This is a genomic window from Sinomonas halotolerans, from assembly GCF_039615075.1.
GTDB lineage: Bacteria > Actinomycetota > Actinomycetes > Actinomycetales > Micrococcaceae > Sinomonas > Sinomonas halotolerans.
This window is the reverse complement of record NZ_JBDFRB010000022.1, coordinates 1-23,045: the sequence shown is the minus strand read 5'-3', so window position 1 is coordinate 23,045 and position 23,045 is coordinate 1. Positions and strand designations below refer to the sequence as shown.

The window sequence follows — 23,045 nt, the reverse complement described above, 5'->3', positions numbered from 1 at the left end:
TCAGCCCTCCTGGTGGCTGCGGTCAAGGTGGATGCGGATGTTGAGCCATTCGTCGATCTCGGCCGCCGTGCCCGGGGGAACGACGGTCGTTGAGTCGAGCTGCTCGATGATGGCGGGCCCGGCGAACGTCGCTCCTGCGGGCAGGAGCCCCCGGTCGTAGACGGGGGTCTCGACCCAGCCGTCGTCGCCGAAGTAGACGGGCCGGTACGACGCAGGGACGCCGGGGTCGGGTACGAGCTCCGTGGCCGGGCGGAAGCTCGGCTTGGGGGTCTTGCCGACTGCCGTGAGCTGGAGCTGGTAGATCTCGACGGGCTGGGCGTCCTGCCGGAACGCGAACTCCCGCTCGTGCTGCTCATGGAAGGTCTCGACGGCGGCTTCGAGCGCTCCTGCCCCCGACCCCATGGGCACGGCGAGGGAGCGCCACTGCCCGTGGTAGCGCATCGAGATGAGCCGTTGCAGGACGGTGTCCTCTTCGGCTACGCCCTCGTGGCGGAGCCGGCCGCGGGCGTCGCCCTCGAGGGCATGGAACGCGGCCTCCAAGTCGCCTGGGTCGGCGTCGGAGGCCATGGCCGTGTACATCGTGGACAGGTCGTGCCGGATGTCGACGAGGAGGCACCCGAGGGCGGAGGTCACCCCAGGGCTCGGAGGCACGACGACGGTCGGGATGCTGAGCTCCCGGGCCACCTCAGCGCCGTGGAGCGCGCCCGCCCCGCCGAAGGCGATGAGCGCGAAGTCCCGTGGGTCGTATCCGCGGCGGATCGAGATGAGGCGCACGGCGTCGGCCATGTTCGCATTGGCGACCTGGAGGATCGCGTGGGCGGCGGCCTCCTCGCTCATTCCGAGCGGTTCGGCGATGACGGAGCGGATCGCAGTCCTTGAAAGCTCGCGGTCCAAGGTCTTGGCCCCTCCCGCCAGAGTCGTGCCGAGACGGTTGAGGAGGACGTTGGCGTCGCAGTTGGTCGGCTGGTCGCCACCGGTGCCGTAGCAGGCGGGGCCAGGATCGGCACCCGCGGACTGGGGGCCGTTGCGCAGGGAGCCGGCGATGTCCAGATGGGCGAGGGAGCCGCCCCCGGCGCCGATCGTGAGGACCTCGATGCTCGGGAAGACGATGGGGTGGCCGTACTCGACCTGCCATTCCTTCGTCACCCGGAGTTCGCCGCCGGACACGAGGGCGATATCGGTGGAGGTCCCGCCCATGTCGAGGCCTACAGCGTTGTCGTATCCGCACTGCTGCGCGATGTGCTTGGCCGCGATCGCCCCGGCGGCGATTCCGGAGGCTGCGAGGCGCACGGGATACTTGCGCACCATGCGCGGCGTCATGGACCCGCCTCCCGAGTGGAGGAGGAGCAGGTCTCCCGCATAGCCCCCTTCGGCGAGCTGCTCGGACAAGCGGTCTACGTAGCCCGTGACGAGAGGGGCCAGGACGGCGTTGGAGACGGCAGTGTTGAAGCGGTCGTGCTCGAACATCTCAGGGAGGATCTCGGCGGAGGTCGACACCGTCGCCTCGGGCAGTTCCTCCTCGAGGATCTCTCGCATGCGGATCTCGTGGTCCGGGTTGGCGAACGAATTGAGGAAGCACACCGCCACCGTCGTCGCTCCCCGGCGGCGGAGGAGCCGGGCGAGAGCGCGGGCCTCCTCCTCGTCCAGCGGCGTGATCACGTTGCCGGCGTAGTCAACCCGTTCGGTCACCTCGAAGCGGTCCCGGCGCCGGATGTAGGGGCCGCTCACGTCGTTGTAGGCGTCCCAGAGGTCGTCCTTGGTTCCGTCACGGATCTCGATGACGTCGCGGAAGCCACGCGTCGTCACCATCGCGGCGGCGGGGAACTTGCGGGTGATGAGGGCGTTCGTGGCGACGGTCGTGCCGTGGGAGAAGAGGGAGACGTCGGCGAGGTCGATCTCGGCACGGGCCACGCCGTTCATGACCGCCACCATCGGATCGGCGGGCGTGGACGGGACCTTTGTGACCCGCATGCTGCGTGTCGTCTCGTCGAAGATGCAGACATCGGTGAAGGTTCCTCCGACGTCGACAGCGACTCGTACGTTGGGCATCTGTAATTCCTCCAGAAGGGGTGAAGCGGATGCCCCCAAGATTCGCCTGTGATCTGCGTCTCTGTCACTGGCAGAATTGAGAAGACCAACGCTCAACGTTGTGATTTTCACAAGGCGCCCACGAGGTGAGGAGACGGGATGGACGGTGTGGCAGGTCCAGCGCGGGCCCAGACTGGGAGGTCGCCCGTCACCCTGGGGGACATCCTCGCCCAGCCAGACCTCGATCTGGCCCCGGTCGTGCCGGGCGACCCTGCGCTCGCGGTCGCGTCCGCGCACTCGAGCGAGATCGGCGACGCGGGGCGGTGGCTCGAACCCGGTTCCGCAATGCTCACGACGGGCCTGCGCTTCGTCGGCCATGAGACCGACCGGGCCCTCGCCGAGGCTCTGGTCGACGGCCTGCGGCGAGCACGCGTCGTCGCACTCTTCTTCGGCGTCGGAGTGAACTTCACGCACGTGCCGGCCTCGATTGTTGCTGCGTGCCGCGCCGCTCGGCTGCCGCTGTACACCGTGGGCGCAGACGTGCCGTTCTATCGCGTCGAGAACTACATCAACGCTGCTGCCGGGGCCCCTGACGCCTACCAGCTCCGGCGCGCCATGCGCCTGATGAACGAGCTGCTCGACTCGCTCTCCGCCCAGGAGCCCACCCGGGCCCTCATCGCCCGGCTCGCATCCCTGAGCCGCGGCACGGCCGTCCTGTACGGACCGTCTGGAAGGACCGTCGAGGCCACCGGTGCGGGGCCACTTCAGCTCATGTGGGCCGAGCTGCGGCGCCGCCGCTGGGAGGGGCCGCCCTTCGAGATCGGCCGTTGGACCGTGCTCGGGCGCGCCCTTGCCCTGCGCGGAAACACCCACGTCCTCGCCATCGCGAGCCGGGACGCCCGGGCCGTCACCGAGCTCGGACCGGTCCTGATCGAGACCACCCAGCGCCTGCTCGGGGGGATCAACGCCATCAGTCGCCTGGCCGTGTCGCGGCAGCGGCACGAGGGCGTCCAGCTGCTCACCGAGATCCAGGACGGCATCCCGGTGGGCCGCGAGCAGCGCTACTGGGAGATGCTCGAGCCGTTCCTCTTCGGCGCCTACGCGCCGGTGCGGGCCGTCGTCGCGCGGTCCGTCCCTCCCGGTGGCCCCGCAGGAGAGCACGCTCAGAGGCTCCTCGAGCAGGCGGAGCGGGCCACCCTAGGGCTGCTTCTGGCAGAGAGCGGTCGGTCGCCCGCCGACCCGCCCGGGTTCACAGCCCTGGTCGCGGACGTCCCCGCGCTCGCGGGCTGGCTCGAAGAGGCCCGCGGCGGTACCGCCATCGGGCTCTCCGAGCCCTTCGCCGACCTCTCCCTTGCCCCGGACGCCTTCGCCGAGGCCGAGACGGCGGCCGGCATCGCGGGGGAAAGGCTCGGAGCGGGCTCCAGCATCGCGGGGGCGGTGGTGAGGCTCGACGACGTCGACCCCGCCTCCTGGCTTCTGGCGCGGAGGCGCTCCCAGAGGGACCGCGACAAGGTCGAGCGCTTCGCCGAGGCGCTGCGCCGCGACCCCGACGTGTTTGCCACCGTGGTGCGCTACTTGGCCCTCGGCATGGACGTCGCCAGGACAGCCTCGGCCCTGTTCGTCCACGGGAACACTGTCCGATACCGGCTGCGCAAGGCGGAGGAGCTCGTGGGCGGCCCCCTCACCGACGCCGCGGTGCTCGCGAACCTGTACCTCTGCCTGCGGAGGGAGGTCGGCGAGGTGCGGCTCCGGGAAGCCGGAGGGGCAGGGCCGACCGCCCCGTCGCGGTCCGTCCCCTAGGGGACGGACCCGCCGGAGCCGCCCTGAGCGCGGCGCTCCTACCCCCGCAGGTACACGGTCGTGGTGTGGGTGAAGAACTCCTTCGAGGCCCCGCCCTGCTCCTTGGGTCCGTACCCGGACTTCTTCGCCCCGCCGAACGGCACGTGCGGGTCCGCGCCGGCGGACTCGGAGTTGACATGGAGGATGCCGACGTCGAGGGAGTCTACGGCGTCGAGGGCGGTGGCGATGTCCCGCGTGAACAGCGCCGCGGAGAGCCCGAACTCGGAGTCCTCCGCGAGGGCGAAGGCCTCCTCGGCCGACGCCGCCCGCCGCACCGCGAGCACAGGCCCGAAGAGCTCCTCGCGCCAGACCAGGTTGTCGGCGCCCTCCGCGTCGACCTCGAGGATGGTCGGCGGGACGAATGCCGCCCCCTCGGCCGTGCCCTCCGCCGGCGCCTGCCCGCGGTAGAGCACCCGCGCGCCGTCGGACTCCGCCGCCGCGACGGCATCGCGCACCGACTGAGCGGCGGCATCCGTGACGAGCGGGCCCATGTGCACGCCCGCCTCGGTCGGGTCCCCGGTGCGCCAGGCGTCGAGCCGGGTGGTCAGCCGTGCGAGGAAGGGGTCGGCGATGTCCGCCGCGAGGATGAGCCGCGAGGTCGCGGTGCACTTCTGCCCCGTCGAGCGGAAAGCGCCGAACAGGACCTGCTCGGCGGCGAGGTCCAGATCCGCGTCCGCGAGCACGATCGCCGCGTTCTTCCCGCCCATCTCGCCCTGGAACGGGACCCCGCGGGAGGCGGCCTCCCCGGCGAGGGTCCGGCCCACACCGGTCGACCCCGTGAACGAGAGCCCGTCCAGCCCTGGATGCCGCACGAGCTCCGTTCCGAGCACGCCGGGCCCGATGAGGAGGTTCAGCACCCCCGCGGGCAGCCCCGCGCTGTCGAGGGACTCCGCGAGCCGCATCGCGAGCAGCGGCACGGCCGACGCCGGCTTCCACACCACGGCGTTCCCGTGCACGAGGGCGGGGGCGAGCTTCCAGGCCGGGATGGCGATCGGGAAGTTGAACGGCGTGACGATCCCGACGACGCCGAGCGGCTTGCGCGTCACGAGGATCCGCTCGCCGCGGCGCGGGGAAGCGAAGTGCTCCCCGGCCGTGCGGTCGCCCTCGCCCGAGCAGTACCGCAGGATCTGGGCCGCACGCAGCACCTCGCCCGTGCCCTCGGGGACGGTCTTGCCCTCCTCGCGGGCCAGCTCGAGCCCGAGCGCGCCGGCCCGGGCCTCGAGCTCGCCCGCGGCGCGGGCCAGGACGGCGCCGCGCTCGTGGATCGGCGTACGCGCCCACTCGCGCGAGGCTGCACGGGCTGCGCGCATGGCGCGGTCGACGTCGGCCGGCACGGCTTGGGTGCCCTCCGCCACCACCTGCCCGGGGCGGGCCGGGTTGGCCGAGGTGAGCGGGCCGCCGTCGCCCGCCACCCACTCCCCGCCGATCAGGAGGCGCAGTGGAACGGGAGCTGGGACTGGTGCGGCGACGGGTGCGGCGTCGTGCGCTGCGGGGACAGAGGCGACAGTCTGCGGGCTCACCGGAATGCCGCCTCGCCCGTGAGCTGCTGGCCGAGGATGAGGGTGTGGACCTCGTCGGTGCCCTCGTAGGTGCGCACGGATTCGAGGTTGTTGGCGTGGCGCAGGGGCGAGTGCTCGAGGGTGATGCCGTTGCCGCCGAGGATGGTGCGGGCCTCGCGGCAGATCTCGATGGCCTCGCGGCAGTTGTTGAGCTTGCCCACGGAGATCTGGTGGTGGGCCAGTTTCCCGGCGTCCTTGAGCCGGCCGAGGTGCAGGGCGAGGAGGAAGCCCTTGTTGATCTCGAGGGCCATGTCGACGAGCTTGGCCTGGGTGAGCTGGTACCCGGCGAGCGGCCTGCCGAACTGGAGGCGCTCCTTGGAGTAGGCGAGGGCGTCCTCGAACGCGTCCCGGGCGGCGCCCATCGCGCCCCAGATGATGCCGTAGCGGGCCTCGTTGAGGCACGAGAACGGCCCCTTGAGGCCCGTTGCCCCGGGCAGGACGGCGTCGTGGGGCAGGCGGACCTCGTCGAGGGCGATCTCGCACTGGATCGAGGCGCGCATGGAGAGCTTGGGCTCGATCGGGGTGGCCGTGTAGCCCTTCGTGCCGGTCGGGACGACGAAGCCGCGCACGCCGTCGTCGGTCATCGCCCAGATGACGGCGACCTTCGCGACGTTCGCGAGGCCGATCCAGCGCTTCGTGCCCGAGATGACCCAGTCGGCCCTCTCGCCGGAGCCGTCGCGGCGGGCGAACGTCGTCATCGAGCCCGGGTCGGAGCCGGCGGTGGGCTCGGTGAGGCCGAAGCATCCGATCGCCTCGCCCGCGGCCATGGCCGGGAGCCACTGACGCTTCTGCTCCTCGGAGCCGTGCTTGTGGATCGCGGACATCGCGAGGGATCCCTGCACCGAGACGAAGGTCCGCAGGCCGGAGTCGCCGGCCTCGAGCTCGGCACCGGCAAGGCCGTACTCGACCGCGGAGCGGCCCGCGCAGCCGTAGCCGGTCAGGTGCATCCCGAGCAGGCCGAGCTTCGCCATCTCCGGCACGATCTCGAGCGGGAAGCGGGCCTCCTCGTACCAGGCGGCGATGTTCGGCCTGATCTCGGCCGTCACGAACGCCCGGACCCGGTCGCGCAGTGCGAGCTCCTCGGGGGTGAGGAGGGAGTCGAAGGAGATGAGGTCGGCGGGGTCCGGGAGGCGGGCAGCGGAGCTGGCGGTGCCTGCGGCAGTGTCCATGCCCGTCAGGCTAGCGGTGGCAGTCATGCGGGGTTTCCTTTCAAGAGCTTGTGGGGTCTCTGGCGTCCGGTTGTGGGGTCTCTGGTCACGGCCAGGGACCCCACATCCCCCTGCCAGAGACCCCACAACAGAGGAGGGGCGGGTGGCGCCGCTGGTGCGGCTACTCGCGGAGCCAGCGCACGACGTCGGCCGTGTCGGCTCCGAGGGCGGGCGGGGCTTGGGTGCGGGGCGGCAGGGGAGGGGTCCACGTGATGGGGTGCCGGACCTGCCGTGCCACCTCCGTCCCGGCGCGGTCGTGCACCGGGATGGTGGGCTCAAGTCCCAGGGACTCTGCATAGTCGAGCCCTTCGCCGATCCCGGCCACGCGCCCTGCCGGGACCCCGAGGGCGGTCAGCTTGTCCTCCCACACGCGCGCCGAGGCGGTGGCGAGGCCGGCCTCGAGCAGCGGCACGAGTGCGCTTCGGTGCGCGACCCGGGCGGCGTTCGTCGCGAAGCGCGGGTCCGCGGCCAGCTCGGGGGCGCCGATCGCGTCGCACAGCCGGGCGAACTGCCCGTCGTTGCCGGCAGCGACGGCGAGCGGCGCATCGGCGGTCGCGAGGAGCTGGTACGGCACGATCGAGGGATGGTCGTTGCCCAGCCGCCCGGGCGTGACGCCCGCGCCGAGGTACGCCTGCCCCTGGTTCGCGAGCGCCCCCTGCAGCGAGGAGAGGAGGTTCACCTCGACGCGTCGGCCGCGTCCCGTGCGGGCCCGCTCGGCCAGGGCGGCGAGGATCCCGATCGTGGCGTCCTTGGCCGTGAGCACGTCCACGAGGGCCACGCCGGCCTTCACCGGCCCGGCCCCCGGCACGCCGTCGGGCTGGCCTGTGATGGACATGAGCCCGCCGAGGGCCTGCACGATGAAGTCGTACCCGGGCAGGTCCCGCCCGCCAGCGGACCCGAACCCCGAGACCGACGCGTACACAAGGCCGGGGTTCTGTTCGGCCAGGGACTCGTACCCGAGGCCGTGCCGCTCGAGCCTGCCCGGCTTGAAGTTCTCCACGAGCACGTCGGCGCGCAGCGCGAGCTCCCGCGCCAGCGCGCGGTCCCGGGGGTCAGCGAGGTCCAGCTCGACTGATTCCTTGTTCCGGTTCACGGACTCGAAGTACGTGGCGCCGGTCGCCGAGAACGGCGGCCCCCAGTGCCGGGTGTCGTCCCCGGTCCCGGGCCGCTCGACCTTCACCACCCGCGCCCCCAGGTCCGCGAGGGTCATCGACGCCATCGGCCCCGCGAGCACCCGCGAGAAGTCCGCGACGAGGACGCCTTCCAGCGGGGCGGAGCCTGCAGCCCCGGCGGACGACGGCGCGGCGCCGCCTTCCGCGGACTGCCCGCCGTCCGGCCCTCTCATGAGAGGGCCTCGCGGACCGCGGCCTCGAGGACGTCGAGGCCCTCCGCGAGCACGTCCGCCTCGATGCCGAGCGGGGGCAGGAGGCGGATGACGTTGCCGTGGGTCCCGCACGTGAGCGTGAGGACGCCGGCGGCGTTGGCGGCGGCGGCCGCGGCCTTCGCGAGGTCTGGGCGGGGACCGGAGGCATCCCCGAGCTCGATCGCCATCATGGCGCCCCGGCCGCGCACCGAGACGATGCCGGCCGAGGCGGTGCCGGCCCCCGCCTCGGGGGCGGGCTCCGCGGAAGCCAGCCCGTCGCCGTCGTGCGCCCCGACGGAGGCGTGCGCGCCGGCGACGAGCGGCTCGAACCGCTCGCGCACGGCCGCCTCGATCCGGCGGGCGCCGGCCATGAGCGAGCCGTCCTCGAGGAGCTCGAACACGGCGAGCGCGGCCTCGCACGCCACGGGGTTGCCGGCGTAGGTCCCGCCGAGCCCGCCCGCGTGGACCGCGTTCATGAGCTCGGCCCGGCCGGTCACGGCGGACAGGGGGAGGCCGGCGCCGAGGGCCTTCGCGGTGAGGGTGATGTCCCCGGCGACGCCATCGTGCTCGGACGCGAAGAGCGTGCCGGTGCGGCCCATGCCGGTCTGGATCTCGTCGATGACGAGCACGATCCCGTGTCGCGTCGCGATGTCCCGCAGCCCCGCGAGGAAGCCGGGCGCGTGCACGACGAACCCGCCCTCGCCCTGGAGCGGCTCGATGACCATGGCCGCGAACGTCTCGGCCCCGGCTTCTGCGAGGACCGTCTCGACCCCGGCGAGCGCGTCGGCGAGGTACGCCGCAGCGCCGGCCGGATCGGCAGGCGCGAGGTGCGCGGGCGCCGTCGGACCGCGGTGGACAGAGCCCGGCAGCGGCCCGAAGTTGAGCCGGTACGGGTTCTCCTTGGCGGTCATCGCCATCGTGAGCTGCGTGCGCCCGTGGTACGCCTCGTCGAACACGAGGACGTTGGGCCGGCGCGTGGCCGACCGGGCGATCTTGACGGCGTTCTCGACCGCCTCCGCCCCGGTGGAGAAGAGGGCCGTGCGCTTCTCGAAGCCGCCCGGGGTGTGCGCGTTGAGCCAGGCGCACACGTCGGTGAACGAGGAGTACTCGGTGACCATGAAGCACGTGTGGGTGAAGCGCGCCAGCTGCGCGGACGCGCGCTCGGCCACCCGCGGGTTCGCGGCGCCCACGCTCGTCACGGCGATCCCGGACGCGAAGTCGATGAGCCGGTTGCCGTCCACATCGACGAGCAGCGAGCCCTCGGCCCGGTCGATGAAGACGGGCAGCGTCACGCCGAAGCCGTCGGTCACGTGGCGGCGGCGGGCGGCCTCGAGCTCGCGCGAGCGCGGCCCGGGCAGCTCGGTTGCGAGGCGGCGGGCGCGCTGGGGGACGGCTGGGGGAGCGGGCGCCTGTGTGCCGGTGCGGACGACGGCGGTCGCGTTGGCTGTCGTGGTCATGGGTCCTCCTACTGTGGTTGAGACCACAGTAGGAACCCTCAGCGCGCCCATCATTGGACGATTCATCCATAAATCGGCCGTGCTGGGGCGGTTCGTCTCCTATCATCCATGCATGATCACCCTCGCGCAGCTCCTCGACGCCGCCCGCGGCGACCTCGTCCCGCACTGGCCGGTGCCCGTGCCGCGCGTCGAGCTCACCGGCGTCCACGTGTCCGAACTCGAGGACCCCACGGTCTTCCTCGATGGCGGGGAGCTCCTGCTCACGGTGGGCCTGCAGTTCGTGGGGCTCGAGGCCGCGGCCCGCGCCGAGGCCGTCCGGGCGTACGTGGCCAGGCTTGTCGCCGGCCGGGTCGCCGCGCTGGGGCTCGGGCTCGGCTCGGGGCATGCCATGGTCCCCGACGAGCTGCGGCAGGCCTGCGCCGACGCCGGCCTGCCGCTGCTCACCGTCCCGCGCGAGTCGCCGTTCCTGGCCGTGTCGCGTGCCTACTGGGAACTCGTGCGGCGCGGCGGCGAGGCGGAGCTCACCGCACTGCTCGGGCTCCAGGTCGCGCTCACGCGGGCGGCCGCGAAGGACGACGCCGAGCCCGCGATCGTGCGCGAGCTCGCCCAGGCGCTCGGCACCTGGGTCGCGTACCTGCCGTCCGGGTGGACGGCCCCGGGGCGGAGAGGGGTGAGGAGTCCTGCCTCGTCTGCCGCCGACGGCGCCGGCCCCATGCCCCCGGCCGCGCTCGACGAGATCCTCCGCGAGAAGGATGCCGTGGAACGTGCGCGACGCGGTGCGACCGCGACCGTCCAGCTCACCACGGGGTCTGCGGCGCTGTACCCGGTGTCGGACGGCGTCGAGCCCATCGCCTATCTGGCGGTGGGGCGGGGCGGCCAGCTCGCCCCAGCCGAGCGGCACCTGTTCCTCACCGCCTCGACCCTCCTCGCCCACCGCGCCGCAGGGGAGCGGCGGGCTGAGGAGGAGCGGTCCCGCAGCCGCGGCATGCTCGTCGCCCTCGTGCTCGCGGGGCACGACGACGCCGCCCGGCTCCTCGCGGGGCAGCTGGGGACCGCCTTGCCCGAGACCGTGTTCCTCGCCGCACTGCAGGCCGGCCCCGGCCATGAGCCGCCCGGGCTGCCGCAGGATGCGCTCGGGTTCGAGGTCGGCGGGCTCCTGCACGTCCTGCTCCCGGCGGACGCGGCCCGACCGCGGCTCGCCCCGGGCTCCCGCGGCGCCTGGGGAGGACCTGTCCCGCTCCGGCGCGTCCGCGAGCTCGCGGGCCAGGTCGTCGAAGCCGCGGGCAACGCCCCCGAGGGCCGTGCCGTGCGCGTGGGCCACGGACTCGAGCTCCCGGCGGACACGTGGGTGGACGCGCTCGCCGAAGCAGGCGGCGGACTGCTCCCCACAGTCCGGGCCTATCTTGCCCACCGCGGCCAGTGGGAGGCGACGGCCCGAGAGCTCGGAGTCCACCGCAATTCAGTGCGGCATCGGATCGGCCGCGCGGCTGAGCTCCTGGGCGTCGACCTCGACGACCCCGACGTGGCCGCGCACCTCTGGCTCGCGCTGCGCGCGTGAGGTGCGCGGCCCGGACGCTTCGCGCAGGACGTTCTGCACAGCGTCCGCCTCCAGCTTGGGCCGAACAGTCCATCGCGCAGTGTGACGTGCGTCGCCCATGCTGACTGGGCGCTGTGATCGGCGTCATGCCCAACGCCCCCCGATGGAACGGAGATCCGCATGCAGGCACCCGACAACCTGGCTGCGCCCGCCCGAGAAGAAGCCCCTGCGGCGCTGAGCGCTGGGAGCCGGACAGCGGCGTCCGAGCCCCGCGCAAGCCTGCGCCCCCGGCACCTGACGATGATCGCCCTCGGCGGGATCATCGGCGCGAGCCTCTTCGTCGGCTCGGGCTCGGTGATCCGCTCGGCCGGACCGGCCGCGCTGCTCTCCTACGCGATCGGCGGGGCGCTCGTCGTCCTCGTCATGCGGATGCTCGGCGAGATGTCCACGAACCGGCCCGTCGTCGGGTCGTTCATGGAGTACGCACGGGACGGTCTCGGGAACTGGGCCGGCTTCACGATCGGGTGGCTCTACTGGTACTTCTGGGTCGGCGTCGTCGCGTTCGAGGCGGTGGTCGTGGGCCGGATCTTCAACGGCTGGTTCCCGAACGTGCCGGACTGGACGTTCGCGCTCGCGGGCATGCTCCTCTTCACCCTCACCAACCTGCTCTCGCTGCGGTCGTTCGGCGAGACCGAGTTCTGGCTGGCATCGGTCAAGGTCACCACAATCGTCGTATTCCTCGGCGTCGGCACCCTCTACGTCCTGGGCGTCATCCCCGGCTCGACTGGCGCCGTCGCCCACCTCACCGACCACGGGTTCATGCCCTTCGGCTGGACGGCGGTGCTCAACGGCGTCGCGGTGGTCATCTTCAGCTACTTCGGGACCGAGATCGTCACGATGGCCGCCGCCGAGTCCGACCAGCCGGCCAAGGCCGTGGCCAAGTCGACCAACACGGTCGTGTGGCGCATCCTGCTCTTCTACATCGGCTCGGTCGCGATCCTGCTCATGATCGTTCCGTGGGACGAGCTCCCCTCGGAGGTGAGCCCGTTCGCCTATGCCTTCGGGCGGTTCGGGCTCCCCGGAGCCGAGCAGGTGATGAACGCCGTCGTGCTGACCGCAGCCCTCTCGGTGCTCAACTCGGGCCTCTACTCCGGTTCCCGGATGCTGTTCGCGCTCTCGAAGCACGGTTATGCGCCGCGCTGGGTCGACGACCGGACCCGCGCGGGGGTGCCCTGGAAGGCGATCCTGCTCTCGACCGTCGTCGGCTACGTCGCGATCGCCGCGAACTATGCGGCCCCGAAGGCGATCTTCGACTTCATCATGAACTCCGCCGGCTGTGTGGCGCTGTTCGTGTACGCGTTCGTCGCCCTCACGCAATGGCGCCTGCGCAACCGCATGACCGCCGAGGAGTGCGCCGGCCTGAGCCTGAAGATGTGGCTGCACCCGTGGCTCAACGCGGTGGTCCTCGCCGCCGTCGTCCTCATCGTCGTCCTCATGGCGGTCGAGCCCGCCACCGCGCCCCAGGTCTGGCTCAGCCTCGGAGCGCTCGCGCTGCTCCTCGCGGTCTACCCGCTCGTACGACGGCGCAGGGCGGCGCGCGCTGTCACGGCACCGGAGGCTGCCACAGCACAGCGGCCCTGACCCGCGAGGACCGGCTCACGGTCCTCACCTGGGCCTCCGCCGCAGGTCCGGCTTCGTGCTCGCCCCCTCCGGCCGGGGCGCGATCCAGGGACCGGTGCCCTCGGATGGGTCCACCACGCCCTCCTCGAGCCACGCGAAGTCCCCGGCGAGGACGCGATGGGCGAGGCGACGGTCGGCGTCGTCCGTGTTGTCCCACAGCGCGGCGAAGAGCGCCTCGACCCGGTGCTGGGACTGGCCGCAGAACGCGACCGCGAGCTCGCACGCCGTCCCTGCCCCGGGGGCGCCGGTCGCACGGAGCTGCTCGGCCCGCGTGCATGCCGCCGCCATGGCGAACAACTCGGCGCCGATGTCCACGATCCGTCCGAGGAAGCCCTGCCGGTGCTCGAGGGCCACCTGCCAGCGGCCCATCCCCGCGAACGTGTGCCGCGCCAGCCGGCGCGAGGCCCGCTCGATGTACCGCAGGTGCGGCGCGAGCGGGCCGTGCTCGCGGTATGCACGGGGGTCGAGGCCCTCGCCGGCCAGGAGCCTGGGCAGCCAGCGCGCGTAGAAGCCCGAGGCGTCACGGGCGGCGCGGATCCGCTCCCCGAGGGTCGCGTCCTTGCGTGCGAGGTCTCCCGCGGCGGCGAGGTGCGCATCCACCGCTTCGCGCGCGATCAGCAGGCGCATGATCTCGGTGGACCCTTCGAAGATCCTGTTGATGCGCAGATCCCGGACGAGCTGCTCGGCGGGGACGGCGCGCTCGCCGCGGGCGCGCAGGGACTCTGCCGTCTCGTAGCCGCGCCCGCCGCGGATCTGCAGGAGCTCGTCGGCGACGGTGTACGCCATCTCGGAGGACCACAGCTTCGCGAGCGCCGCCTCGATCCGCACGTCCTTCATCCCGGCGTCGGCGAGGGCGGCGGAGACCTCGAACACCGACTCGAGCGCGTACGCGGTGGCCGCGATGAACGCGACCTTCGAGGCCACGGCCTCGTGCTCGCCGATCGGCCGGCCCCACTGCACGCGCGCCGCCGTCCACCCGCGCGCGATCCTGAGGGCCCACTTCGCCCCGCCGGCGCACAGGGCAGGGATGGAGAGGCGGCCCGTGTTGAGCGTGGTCAGGGCGATCTTGAGCCCCTGTCCCTCGCGGCCCACGCGGTGGGCGGCGGGCACGCGGACCGAGTCGAACCGGGTGACGCCGTTCTCGAGGCCTCTGAGGCCCATGAAGGAGTTGCGGTTCTCCACCGTGATGCCGGGGGAGTCCATCTCGACCACGAAGGCCGTGATGCCGCCGTCGCCCGCGGGCTGGTCCCCCGCCGCCGGATGGGGGAGGACCTTCGCCATGATGACGACGAGCTCCGCGATGACGCCGTTCGTGGTCCACAGCTTGGAGCCGTCCAGGACGTACTCCTGCCCGTCCTCGGAGAGCACCGCCGTGGTGGTGAGGCGCGCCGGGTCGGAGCCGACGTCCGGCTCCGTGAGGAGGAACGCCGTCACCGCCCCGGCTGCGCAGCGAGGGAGGAAGGCCTGCTTCTGCTCGGGGCTGCCGAACATCTTCACGGGCTCGGGGACCCCGATCGACTGGTGGGCGGACAGGAGCGCGCCGAGGCTGGGGTGGACACCTCCGATCAGCATGAGCGCCCGCCCGTAGAAGCCGAGCGACAGCCCGAGGCCTCCGTACTCCTTCGGGATCTTCATGCCGAACGCGCCGATGTCTGCGAGGGCCCTGAGGTACTCGTCGGGGACCCTGTCCTCGGCCTCGATCCGCGCGCCGTCCATGGTGCGGACGAGCTCCTCGACGCGGCGGAGGAATTCCTCGCCCTCTGCGGACGCCGTGGGGCCCGGCTCGGGGAGGGGATGGATGAGGTCCCACTGGAAATCGCCCAGATAGAGGGCCTTGGCGAAGCTCGGGCGCTTCCACTCGGTCTGCCGGCCCGCCTCGGCCACGGCGCGGGACTCGTCCCAGCCGGGCTCCGCTGCCTGCGCGGGGTTCGGGTCGGTGTGCGTGGTCATGGCAGCCCCCAGGAAGTGATGCGGGGCCGCCGTGGGCCGGTGACCCTTCAGCTGTCCGACCATCCTACGCCGCGGCGTTACCCGCGGGTAGGGTGCCAGTTCCACCCTCTTGCCCCGAGGGCAAAGTTACTGGACAGTAGTATTCGGACCGCGGCAACGGTGCCGCGGCGGAGAATCCGGAGGACGCCCTTGTTCCGCACCCGCTTCCCATCCCTGCTCGCAGCCGCCGCCCTCGCCCTCGGTGCCTCGCTCGCCCCCGCGGTGACGCCCGCCGTCGGGCCTCCCGCCATCCCGCACGCCGCAGCCGCGGACGCGCTTCCCGGCGACCCTCCCGGCGCCAACGACTGGACCTGCGTCCCCTCTGCCGTCCACCCCCGCCCGGTGGTCCTCGTGCCCGGGACCTTCGAGTCGGCCGAGAAGAACTGGTCCACCCTTGCGCCCGTGCTCAAGCAGCAGGGCTACTGCGTCTTCGCGCTGGACTACGGGATCGTCAACGGCGTCCCCGCTTCCGGGCCCGTGCGGGACTCCGCGGCGGAGCTGGGCCGGTTCGTGGACGCCGTCCTCGGCGCCACCGGCGCGCGCCAGGTGGACCTGGTGGGCCACAGCCAGGGCGGCATGATGCCGCGCTACTACATGGGCTTCCTGGGCGGGGCGAAGAAGGTGCACCACCTCATCGGCCTCGCGCCCTCGAACCACGGCACTCAGGGGCTGCTCGCACCGTCGCCGACCGGCGCCGTGCTCGACACCGAGGCGAGCAGCGCGCTCTGCGCGGCCTGCGCCGACCAGTACGCCGGAAGCGAGTTCATGGCGGAGCTGAACGCGATCGGTGACACGGTCCCCGGGCCGGCCTACACGGTCATCGCGACCCGGTACGACGAGGTCGTCACCCCCTACACGAGCCAGGCCCTCGCCGGGCCGGCGAAGCAGGTCACCAACCTCGTGCTGCAGGACTACTGCCCGCTGGACGTGATCGAGCACGACCAGATCCCGAACGACCCCAACGCCTGGGCGCTCGTCTCCAACGCTCTCCTGCAGGACGGGCCGGCGGATCCCGCGTACCGTCCCGTGTGCGTGTAAGCCGGCCTGGAGGGCGCACGACGCCGGGCACCCGCCCGCCGCTGCCTGCCCGCGTGAGGCGTGGGTCGCCGTCGGCCGCGTGGGGCCCAGCGGCACCGAGGGGCGCCGAAGGGGCGCGGAGGGGGCCAGCGCCGGTCCGACGGGCGTGATTTGCGGCGACCCGGCGAGGGGCCTAGTATTTAAGGCTGTCGTATGCAGTGGAGTCCACTTCTCGGCACTGAAGTCACCGTCTAACCGCGGCGAGGAACTTCGGCTGGTTCTCACCCCGCCTGGTCACCCTCCGGAAAGCTGCAGAACGAACGGTGCATCGAGGTGGCGGGACGCATCTGCGGACCGTCATTTTTACTGCAACTGTTTGACTACACCTTGGAGGAGCGAAACATGGCAGCGCATTGCCAGGTGACCGGGGCATCGCCCGCGTTCGGTCACAGCATTTCCCACTCGCACCGCCGCACCAAGCGTCGGTTCGACCCGAACATCCAGAAGAAGCGCTACTGGGTCCCGTCCCTGCGCCGCAACGTCACCCTGACGGTGTCGGCCCGTGGCATCAAGACCATCGACGTCCGCGGCATTGACGCGGTTGTCGCCGAGCTGCTTGCGAAGGGTGTGAAGCTCTGATGGCCAAGAAGGACAAGGACGCGCGTCCCATCATCAAGCTGAAGTCGACGGCCGGCACGGGCTACACCTACGTGACCCGCAAGAACCGCCGCAACGACCCGGACCGTCTCGTCATGAAGAAGTACGACCCGGTCGTCCGCAAGCACGTCGACTTCCGAGAGGAGCGCTAAGCACATGGCCAAGAAGTCCAAGATTGCCCGCAACGAGCAGCGCAAGGTGATCGTTGACCGCTACGCCGCCAAGCGCGCCGAGCTGAAGAAGACGCTCATCGACGAGAACGCGACCGACGAGGCCCGCGAGGCTGCCCGCCTCGGCCTGCAGAAGCTTCCCCGCGACGCTTCCCCGGTCCGCCTCCGCAACCGCGACCAGATCGACGGCCGCCCCCGCGGCACGTTCCAGAAGTTCGGGATCTCCCGCGTCCGCTTCCGCGAGATGGCGCACAAGGGCGAGCTCCCGGGCGTCACCAAGTCGTCCTGGTAAGACCAGCTGCGGGCGTCAGGGCCTGATCGAGCATCGGGACCCCTGACCATCCGTCCGAGAGGGCGGCACCCATTCCGGGTGCCGCCCTCTTCGCGTTTCGGGCCCATGGCGGGCTGGTCGCGGTGTTCTCGGGCGTCTTGGGGTCCTGGCCAGCGGCGCTCAGACCACGCCGGCGCTCCAGGCCGCCTCGAGTCCACATGTGGAGCAGCCCCGGATGCGGGCGACGATGCGGATGGGGTCTCCGCCTCAGCGTGCAGCAGCGGAGCCGGGGCGCTGCGGGGCGGCAAAGCGCGACACGCCCGGGCGTCCGAGCCCGATTTGCACTGCCCCGAGCGGCCCGGTAATGTTCTTCGAGTCGCCGCGGCGGGCCCGAGAGATCGGGAGCCCAGCAAGGCGGCCGACCCCCACTCTGACAGCCGGAGACGGCAGCGCTTCTGCGCGGCCATGAACGGCTGGGGGGAGACTTTCGAATGAATCGGATCCGGAGAACGGAATTTGGTTCGGCAGAGAGCCTCTGGTAAGTTGGAGAAGTTGCTCCGGGAGGGGCCAGCGCGGTTGCGGTGGTTTTACCGGTAGCGGTCTGTTGTTTGAGAACTCAATAGTGTGCCAAGTTCGTTGATGCCATTTTTTTGGTTGATACATTGGGCGGCCTGCCCACCCCCGTGGGTGTGGTCGTCTTGTTTTTGCCAGTTTTGGATTTGCTGGCCGGGGTGGGCGTTTTCCCGTCTGTCCGGCTGGTTTCTGTTTTTTTGACGGAGAGTTTGATCCTGGCTCAGGATGAACGCTGGCGGCGTGCTTAACACATGCAAGTCGAACGATGAAGCCCTTTCGGGGGTGGATTAGTGGCGAACGGGTGAGTAACACGTGAGCAACCTGCCCTTGACTCTGGGATAAGCCTGGGAAACTGGGTCTAATACCGGATAGTACTCCTCATCGCATGGTGGGGGGTGGAAAGCCTTGTGCGGTCTTGGATGGGCTCGCGGCCTATCAGCTTGTTGGTGGGGTGATGGCCTACCAAGGCGACGACGGGTAGCCGGCCTGAGAGGGTGACCGGCCACACTGGGACTGAGACACGGCCCAGACTCCTACGGGAGGCAGCAGTGGGGAATATTGCACAATGGGCGGAAGCCTGATGCAGCGACGCCGCGTGGGGGATGACGGCCTTCGGGTTGTAAACCCCTTTCAGTAGGGAAGAAGCGCAAGTGACGGTACCTGCAGAAGAAGCGCCGGCTAACTACGTGCCAGCAGCCGCGGTAATACGTAGGGCGCGAGCGTTATCCGGAATTATTGGGCGTAAAGAGCTCGTAGGCGGCTTGTCGCGTCTGCTGTGAAAGCCCGGGGCTCAACCCCGGGTCTGCAGTGGGTACGGGCAGGCTGGAGTGCAGTAGGGGAGACTGGAATTCCTGGTGTAGCGGTGAAATGCGCAGATATCAGGAGGAACACCGATGGCGAAGGCAGGTCTCTGGGCTGTAACTGACGCTGAGGAGCGAAAGCATGGGGAGCGAACAGGATTAGATACCCTGGTAGTCCATGCCGTAAACGTTGGGCACTAGGTGTGGGGGCCATTCCACGGTTTCTGCGCCGCAGCTAACGCATTAAGTGCCCCGCCTGGGGAGTACGGCCGCAAGGCTAAAACTCAAAGGAATTGACGGGGGCCCGCACAAGCGGCGGAGCATGCGGATTAATTCGATGCAACGCGAAGAACCTTACCAAGGCTTGACATGTGCCGGACCGTCCCAGAGATGGGGCTTCCCTTCGGGGCCGGTTCACAGGTGGTGCATGGTTGTCGTCAGCTCGTGTCGTGAGATGTTGGGTTAAGTCCCGCAACGAGCGCAACCCTCGTTCCATGTTGCCAGCACTTCGGGTGGGGACTCATGGGAGACTGCCGGGGTCAACTCGGAGGAAGGTGGGGACGACGTCAAATCATCATGCCCCTTATGTCTTGGGCTTCACGCATGCTACAATGGCCGGTACAAAGGGTTGCGATACTGTGAGGTGGAGCCAATCCCAGAAAGCCGGTCTCAGTTCGGATTGGGGTCTGCAACTCGACCCCATGAAGTCGGAGTCGCTAGTAATCGCAGATCAGCAACGCTGCGGTGAATACGTTCCCGGGCCTTGTACACACCGCCCGTCAAGTCACGAAAGTCGGTAACACCCGAAGCCGGTGGCCCAACCCCTTGTGGGAGGGAGCCGTCGAAGGTGGGACTGGCGATTGGGACTAAGTCGTAACAAGGTAGCCGTACCGGAAGGTGCGGCTGGATCACCTCCTTTCTAAGGAGCCCCTCGCATCTGGGGTGCCGGCCTGCACAGGCCGGTGCGTCCGGTGCCAGGTGAATGCCCGCTGCGGGAGCGCATGTCTTCCGGTGGGTGCTCATGGGTGGAACGTCAACGGATTCGTGGCCCGTGCCCTGCACGGTGTGCCCTGTGCGCCAGTACGCCCTCCCCGGCCTTGTCGGGGTGGGCTGGAGAGCGCGGGGGTGCCCGGGTGGGGGTGGGGTCCTTGGCACGCTGTTGGGTCCTGGGGCAACAGCCCTGGTGGCTGCCTTCCTGGGCTGCGGTGCGCTGTGCGCGCGCCGTGGTGCGGGTCGAGTGGTTTGTTGTTTGAGAACTGTATAGTGGACGCGAGCATCTAGCAATTTCTTCTGCCGCGTCGCCGTTTGTCCCTGTTCCCGGGCGTGTCCCGGGGCCGGGGCGGGGTGGCGCGGTGTTGTTTTGCCGAATTGAATTTGTAGGGCGCCCCGTGTGGGTGTCCTTGGTTTTCTTCTGTGTTGAAGTTTCCAAGGGCGCACGGTGGATGCCTTGGCATCGGGAGCCGATGAAGGACGTGGGAATCTGCGATAAGCCTGGGGGAGTCGATAACCGGACTGTGATCCCAGGGTGTCCGAATGGGGAAACCCCGCCATGCGCCGAGAGGTGGTGTGGTGACCTGCCGTTGAACGCATAGACGGTGTGGGGGGAACGCGGGGAAGTGAAACATCTCAGTACCCGCAGGAAGAGAAAACAACAGTGATTCCGTCAGTAGTGGCGAGCGAACGCGGATGGGGCCAAACCCGGCGTGCGTGATACCCGGCAGGGGTTGCGCGTCGGGGGTTGTGGGGCTCTGCTTCGGTCATCTGCCGGTGGCCGGGGGTGTGGTGCAGGAGTGTAGGCGAACGGTCTTGAACGGCCGGCCGGAGAGGGTGTGAGTCCCGTAGCCGTAACGCTTGTCTGCCGCCCTTGCGGATGTCCCCAAGTAGCACGGGGCCCGAGGAATCCCGTGCGAATCTGTCAGGACCACCTGATAAGCCTGAATACTACCCGATGACCGATAGCGGACCAGTACCGTGAGGGAAAGGTGAAAAGTACCCCGGGAGGGGAGTGAAACAGTACCTGAAACCGTGCGCCTACAAACCGTCAGAGCCGGCTGCGCCCTTGGGCGCTGTACCGGTGATGGCGTGCCTTTTGAAGAATGAGCCTGCGAGTTAGTGCCATGTCGCGAGGTTAACCCGTGTGGGGGAGCCGTAGCGAAAGCGAGTCTGAACAGGGCGTTCAGTGGCGTGGTCTAGACCCGAAGCGGAGTGATCTACCCATGGCCAGGTTGAAGCGACGGTAAGACGTCGTGGAGGACCGAACCCACTTCAGTTGAAAATGGAGGGGATGAGCTGTGGGTAGGGGTGAAAGGCCAATCAAACTCCGTGATAGCTGGTTCTCCCCGAAATGCATTTAGGTGCAGCGTTGCGTGTTTCTTGCCGGAGGTAGAGCTACTGGATGGCCGATGGGCCCCACAAGGTTACTGACGTCAGCCAAACTCCGAATGCCGGCAAGTGAGAGCGCAGCAGTGAGACTGCGGGGGATAAGCTTCGTAGTCGAGAGGGAAACAGCCCAGACCACCGGCTAAGGCCCCCAAGCGTGTGCTAAGTGGGAAAGGATGTGGAGTTGCCCAGACAACCAGGAGGTTGGCTTAGAAGCAGCCACCCTTGAAAGAGTGCGTAATAGCTCACTGGTCAAGTGATTCCGCGCCGACAATGTAGCGGGGCTCAAGCACACCGCCGAAGCCGTGGCAGTCCCACGTGAACCCTAGCCTTCGTGGTTCAGGGGTGGGGCTGGGTAGGGGAGCGTCGTGCGGGCAGCGAAGCCGCCGGGTGACCGAGTGGTGGAGGCCGCACGAGTGAGAATGCAGGCATGAGTAGCGAAAGACGGGTGGGAAACCCGTCCGCCGGATGATCAAGGGTTCCAGGGTCAAGCTAATCTGCCCTGGGTAAGTCGGGACCTAAGGCGAGGCCGACAGGCGTAGTCGATGGACAACGGGTTGATATTCCCGTACCGGCGAAGGACCGCCCATGCCGGACAGCCGATGCTGACCGCCCAATCCCCCCCACCGCGGGTCCTTCGGGACCTGCACCGGGGGGTGCGCGCGGGACCCAGAGCTGCGAGGCAAGCGTATTAACAGGTGTGACGCAGGAAGGCAGCCCGGCCAGGCGATGGTAGACCTGGTCCAAGGATGTAGGGCGCGCGGCAGGCAAATCCGCCGCGCACGAAGCCTGAGATCTGACGGGACCCCCTCACGGGGGGATCGGGTGATCCTATGCTGCCGAGAAAAGCATCGACGCGAGGTCCCAGCCGCCCGTACCCCAAACCGACACAGGTGATCAGGTAGAGAATACCAAGGCGATCGAGAGAATCACGGTCAAGGAACTCGGCAAAATGCCCCCGTAACTTCGGGAGAAGGGGGACCCCAACCGTGAACCGCACGCGCTGCGGGGAGCGGGTAGGGGTCGCAGAGACCAGGGGGAAGCGACTGTTTACTAAAAACACAGGTCCGTGCGAAGTCGCAAGACGATGTATACGGACTGACTCCTGCCCGGTGCTGGAAGGTTAAGAGGACCCGTCAGCTCTTCGGAGCGAAGCGGAGAATTCAAGCCCCAGTAAACGGCGGTGGTAACTATAACCATCCTAAGGTAGCGAAATTCCTTGTCGGGTAAGTTCCGACCTGCACGAATGGAGTAACGACTTCCCCGCTGTCTCGACCGTGAACTCGGCGAAATTGCACTACGAGTAAAGATGCTCGTTACGCGCAGCAGGACGGAAAGACCCCGAGACCTTCACTATAGTTTGGTATTGGTGTTCGGAGCGGCTTGTGTAGGATAGGTGGGAGACTGTGAAGCCCGGACGCCAGTCCGGGTGGAGTCATCGTTGAAATACCACTCTGGTCGCTTTGGACATCTAACCTCGGCCCGTGATCCGGGTCAGGGACAGTGCCTGATGGGTAGTTTAACTGGGGCGGTTGCCTCCCAAAGGGTAACGGAGGCGCCCAAAGGTCCCCTCAGCCTGGTCGGCAACCAGGTGTCGAGTGCAAGTGCACAAGGGGGCTTGACTGTGAGAGAGGCATCTCGAGCAGGGACGAAAGTCGGGACTAGTGATCCGGCGGCACCTCGTGGAAGGGCCGTCGCTCAACGGATAAAAGGTACCTCGGGGATAACAGGCTGATCTTGCCCAAGAGTCCATATCGACGGCATGGTTTGGCACCTCGATGTCGGCTCGTCGCATCCTGGGGCTGGAGTAGGTCCCAAGGGTTGGGCTGTTCGCCCATTAAAGCGGTACGCGAGCTGGGTTTAGAACGTCGTGAGACAGTTCGGTCCCTATCCGCTGCGCGCGCAGGAAATCTGAGAAGGGCTGTCCTCAGTACGAGAGGACCGGGACGGACGAACCTCTGGTGTGCCAGTTGTACCGCCAGGTGCACGGCTGGTTGGCTACGTTCGGATGGGATAACCGCTGAAAGCATCTAAGCGGGAAGCCCGCTTCAAGATGAGATTTCCATGGACCTCTGGTCCGAGAGGCCCCCAGCAGACCACTGGGTTGATAGGCCGGACGTGGAAGCAAGGACTGAAGACTTGCGAAGCCGACCGGTACTAATAGGCCGACAACCTCAACACACCACCCCCACACCCGGGGGTGCGGAGAGAACACTGCCACGCGTCCACTCTACGGTCCCCAGACAACAAACCCCCCGCCCCCCGGGGGAGCCGCCACAACCGAATACAGTCCGACCACGGACCCACACGCTTCCCACCCCGCCACCGGCGGGGACGGGACACAGGGTTACGGCGGTCATAGCGTGGGGGAAACGCCCGGTCCCATTCCGAACCCGGAAGCTAAGACCCACAGCGCCGATGGTACTGCACCCGAGAGAGTGTGGGAGAGTAGGACACCGCCGGACAACCATTCACGAGGACCCCCACCACACGGTGGGGGTCCTCACCACTTAACCAA

13 protein-coding genes and 3 rRNA genes are annotated in these 23,045 nt (G+C 69.2%); 10 read left to right on the top strand and 6 right to left on the bottom strand.

Going from position 1 to position 23,045, the window contains the following annotated elements; translation table 11 throughout:
* Nucleotides 1-2,049, bottom strand: coding sequence for a hydantoinase/oxoprolinase family protein (locus tag ABCQ75_RS15690; RefSeq protein ID WP_345886572.1), 2,049 nt, complete (start codon nucleotides 2,047-2,049; stop codon nucleotides 1-3).
* Between the two features lie 138 nt (nucleotides 2,050-2,187).
* Between ABCQ75_RS15690 and ABCQ75_RS15685 the strand changes: the two genes are divergently transcribed.
* Complete coding sequence (locus tag ABCQ75_RS15685) at nucleotides 2,188-3,828, top strand: helix-turn-helix domain-containing protein (RefSeq protein ID WP_345886571.1); 1,641 nt, start codon at nucleotides 2,188-2,190, stop codon at nucleotides 3,826-3,828.
* A 38-nt stretch (nucleotides 3,829-3,866) separates the two neighbouring features.
* On the opposite strand, the gene ABCQ75_RS15680 is transcribed toward ABCQ75_RS15685, so the two are convergent.
* The 4 genes from ABCQ75_RS15680 to ABCQ75_RS15665 all read right to left on the bottom strand — a co-directional run bounded on the left by ABCQ75_RS15680 (nucleotide 3,867) and on the right by ABCQ75_RS15665 (nucleotide 9,454).
* Entirely contained in the window at nucleotides 3,867-5,387 is a 1,521-nt protein-coding gene (locus ABCQ75_RS15680) for an aldehyde dehydrogenase family protein (protein WP_345886570.1), read from the bottom strand.
* On the bottom strand, nucleotides 5,384-6,595 hold the full coding sequence (locus ABCQ75_RS15675; RefSeq protein WP_345886581.1) for an acyl-CoA dehydrogenase family protein: 1,212 nt from the start codon (nucleotides 6,593-6,595) through the stop codon (nucleotides 5,384-5,386). Before ABCQ75_RS15675 ends, ABCQ75_RS15680 begins: the two co-directional genes overlap by 4 nt.
* A gap of 160 nt (nucleotides 6,596-6,755) precedes the next feature.
* A complete protein-coding gene (locus ABCQ75_RS15670; protein WP_345886569.1) occupies nucleotides 6,756-7,979 on the bottom strand; it encodes a CaiB/BaiF CoA transferase family protein in 1,224 nt (407 codons plus the stop codon).
* Nucleotides 7,976-9,454, bottom strand: a complete 1,479-nt coding sequence (locus tag ABCQ75_RS15665; RefSeq protein WP_345886568.1) for an aminotransferase class III-fold pyridoxal phosphate-dependent enzyme — start codon at nucleotides 9,452-9,454, stop codon at nucleotides 7,976-7,978. Before ABCQ75_RS15665 ends, ABCQ75_RS15670 begins: the two co-directional genes overlap by 4 nt.
* 112 nt (nucleotides 9,455-9,566) lie before the next feature.
* On the opposite strand from ABCQ75_RS15665, the gene ABCQ75_RS15660 reads away from it, so the two are divergent.
* Complete coding sequence (locus ABCQ75_RS15660; protein WP_345886567.1) at nucleotides 9,567-11,012, top strand: helix-turn-helix domain-containing protein; 1,446 nt, start codon at nucleotides 9,567-9,569, stop codon at nucleotides 11,010-11,012.
* 159 nt (nucleotides 11,013-11,171) lie between these two features.
* Nucleotides 11,172-12,632: an amino acid permease gene (locus ABCQ75_RS15655; protein ID WP_345886566.1), complete on the top strand. Its 1,461-nt coding sequence runs from the start codon at nucleotides 11,172-11,174 to the stop codon at nucleotides 12,630-12,632.
* A gap of 24 nt (nucleotides 12,633-12,656) precedes the next feature.
* Here the strand turns inward: ABCQ75_RS15655 and ABCQ75_RS15650 are convergent, their stop codons facing one another.
* Nucleotides 12,657-14,621 carry an acyl-CoA dehydrogenase family protein gene (locus ABCQ75_RS15650; RefSeq protein ID WP_345886565.1) on the bottom strand — a complete coding sequence of 655 codons (1,965 nt, stop codon included), beginning with the start codon at nucleotides 14,619-14,621 and terminating at the stop codon, nucleotides 12,657-12,659.
* 189 nt (nucleotides 14,622-14,810) lie between these two features.
* Here ABCQ75_RS15650 and ABCQ75_RS15645 point away from each other — a divergent pair, with 189 nt between their 5' ends.
* The 7 genes from ABCQ75_RS15645 (at nucleotide 14,811) to rrf (ending at nucleotide 22,992) form a co-directional block, all read left to right on the top strand.
* Complete coding sequence (locus tag ABCQ75_RS15645) at nucleotides 14,811-15,698, top strand: esterase/lipase family protein (RefSeq protein ID WP_345886564.1); 888 nt, start codon at nucleotides 14,811-14,813, stop codon at nucleotides 15,696-15,698.
* Nucleotides 15,699-16,079: 381 nt separating this feature from the next.
* Nucleotides 16,080-16,316 (top strand): 50S ribosomal protein L28, encoded by a 237-nt coding sequence (rpmB, locus tag ABCQ75_RS15640; RefSeq protein WP_077491112.1) that lies wholly within the window; start codon nucleotides 16,080-16,082, stop codon nucleotides 16,314-16,316.
* Nucleotides 16,316-16,486 carry a 50S ribosomal protein L33 gene (gene rpmG, locus ABCQ75_RS15635; protein ID WP_043122011.1) on the top strand — a complete coding sequence of 57 codons (171 nt, stop codon included), beginning with the start codon at nucleotides 16,316-16,318 and terminating at the stop codon, nucleotides 16,484-16,486. Before rpmB ends, rpmG begins: the two co-directional genes overlap by 1 nt.
* Nucleotides 16,487-16,490: 4 nt before the next feature.
* Nucleotides 16,491-16,796, top strand: coding sequence for a 30S ribosomal protein S14 (gene rpsN, locus ABCQ75_RS15630; RefSeq protein WP_077491113.1), 306 nt, complete (start codon nucleotides 16,491-16,493; stop codon nucleotides 16,794-16,796).
* Nucleotides 16,797-17,545: 749 nt separating this feature from the next.
* Nucleotides 17,546-19,067, top strand: a 16S ribosomal RNA gene (locus tag ABCQ75_RS15625).
* A 496-nt stretch (nucleotides 19,068-19,563) separates the two neighbouring features.
* Nucleotides 19,564-22,708, top strand: a 23S ribosomal RNA gene (locus tag ABCQ75_RS15620).
* 167 nt (nucleotides 22,709-22,875) lie between these two features.
* Nucleotides 22,876-22,992: ribosomal RNA gene (rrf, locus tag ABCQ75_RS15615) — 5S ribosomal RNA — on the top strand.
* Together the 16S, 23S and 5S rRNA genes form the textbook arrangement of a ribosomal RNA operon.
* The last annotated feature ends 53 nt before the right edge of the window (nucleotides 22,993-23,045 follow it).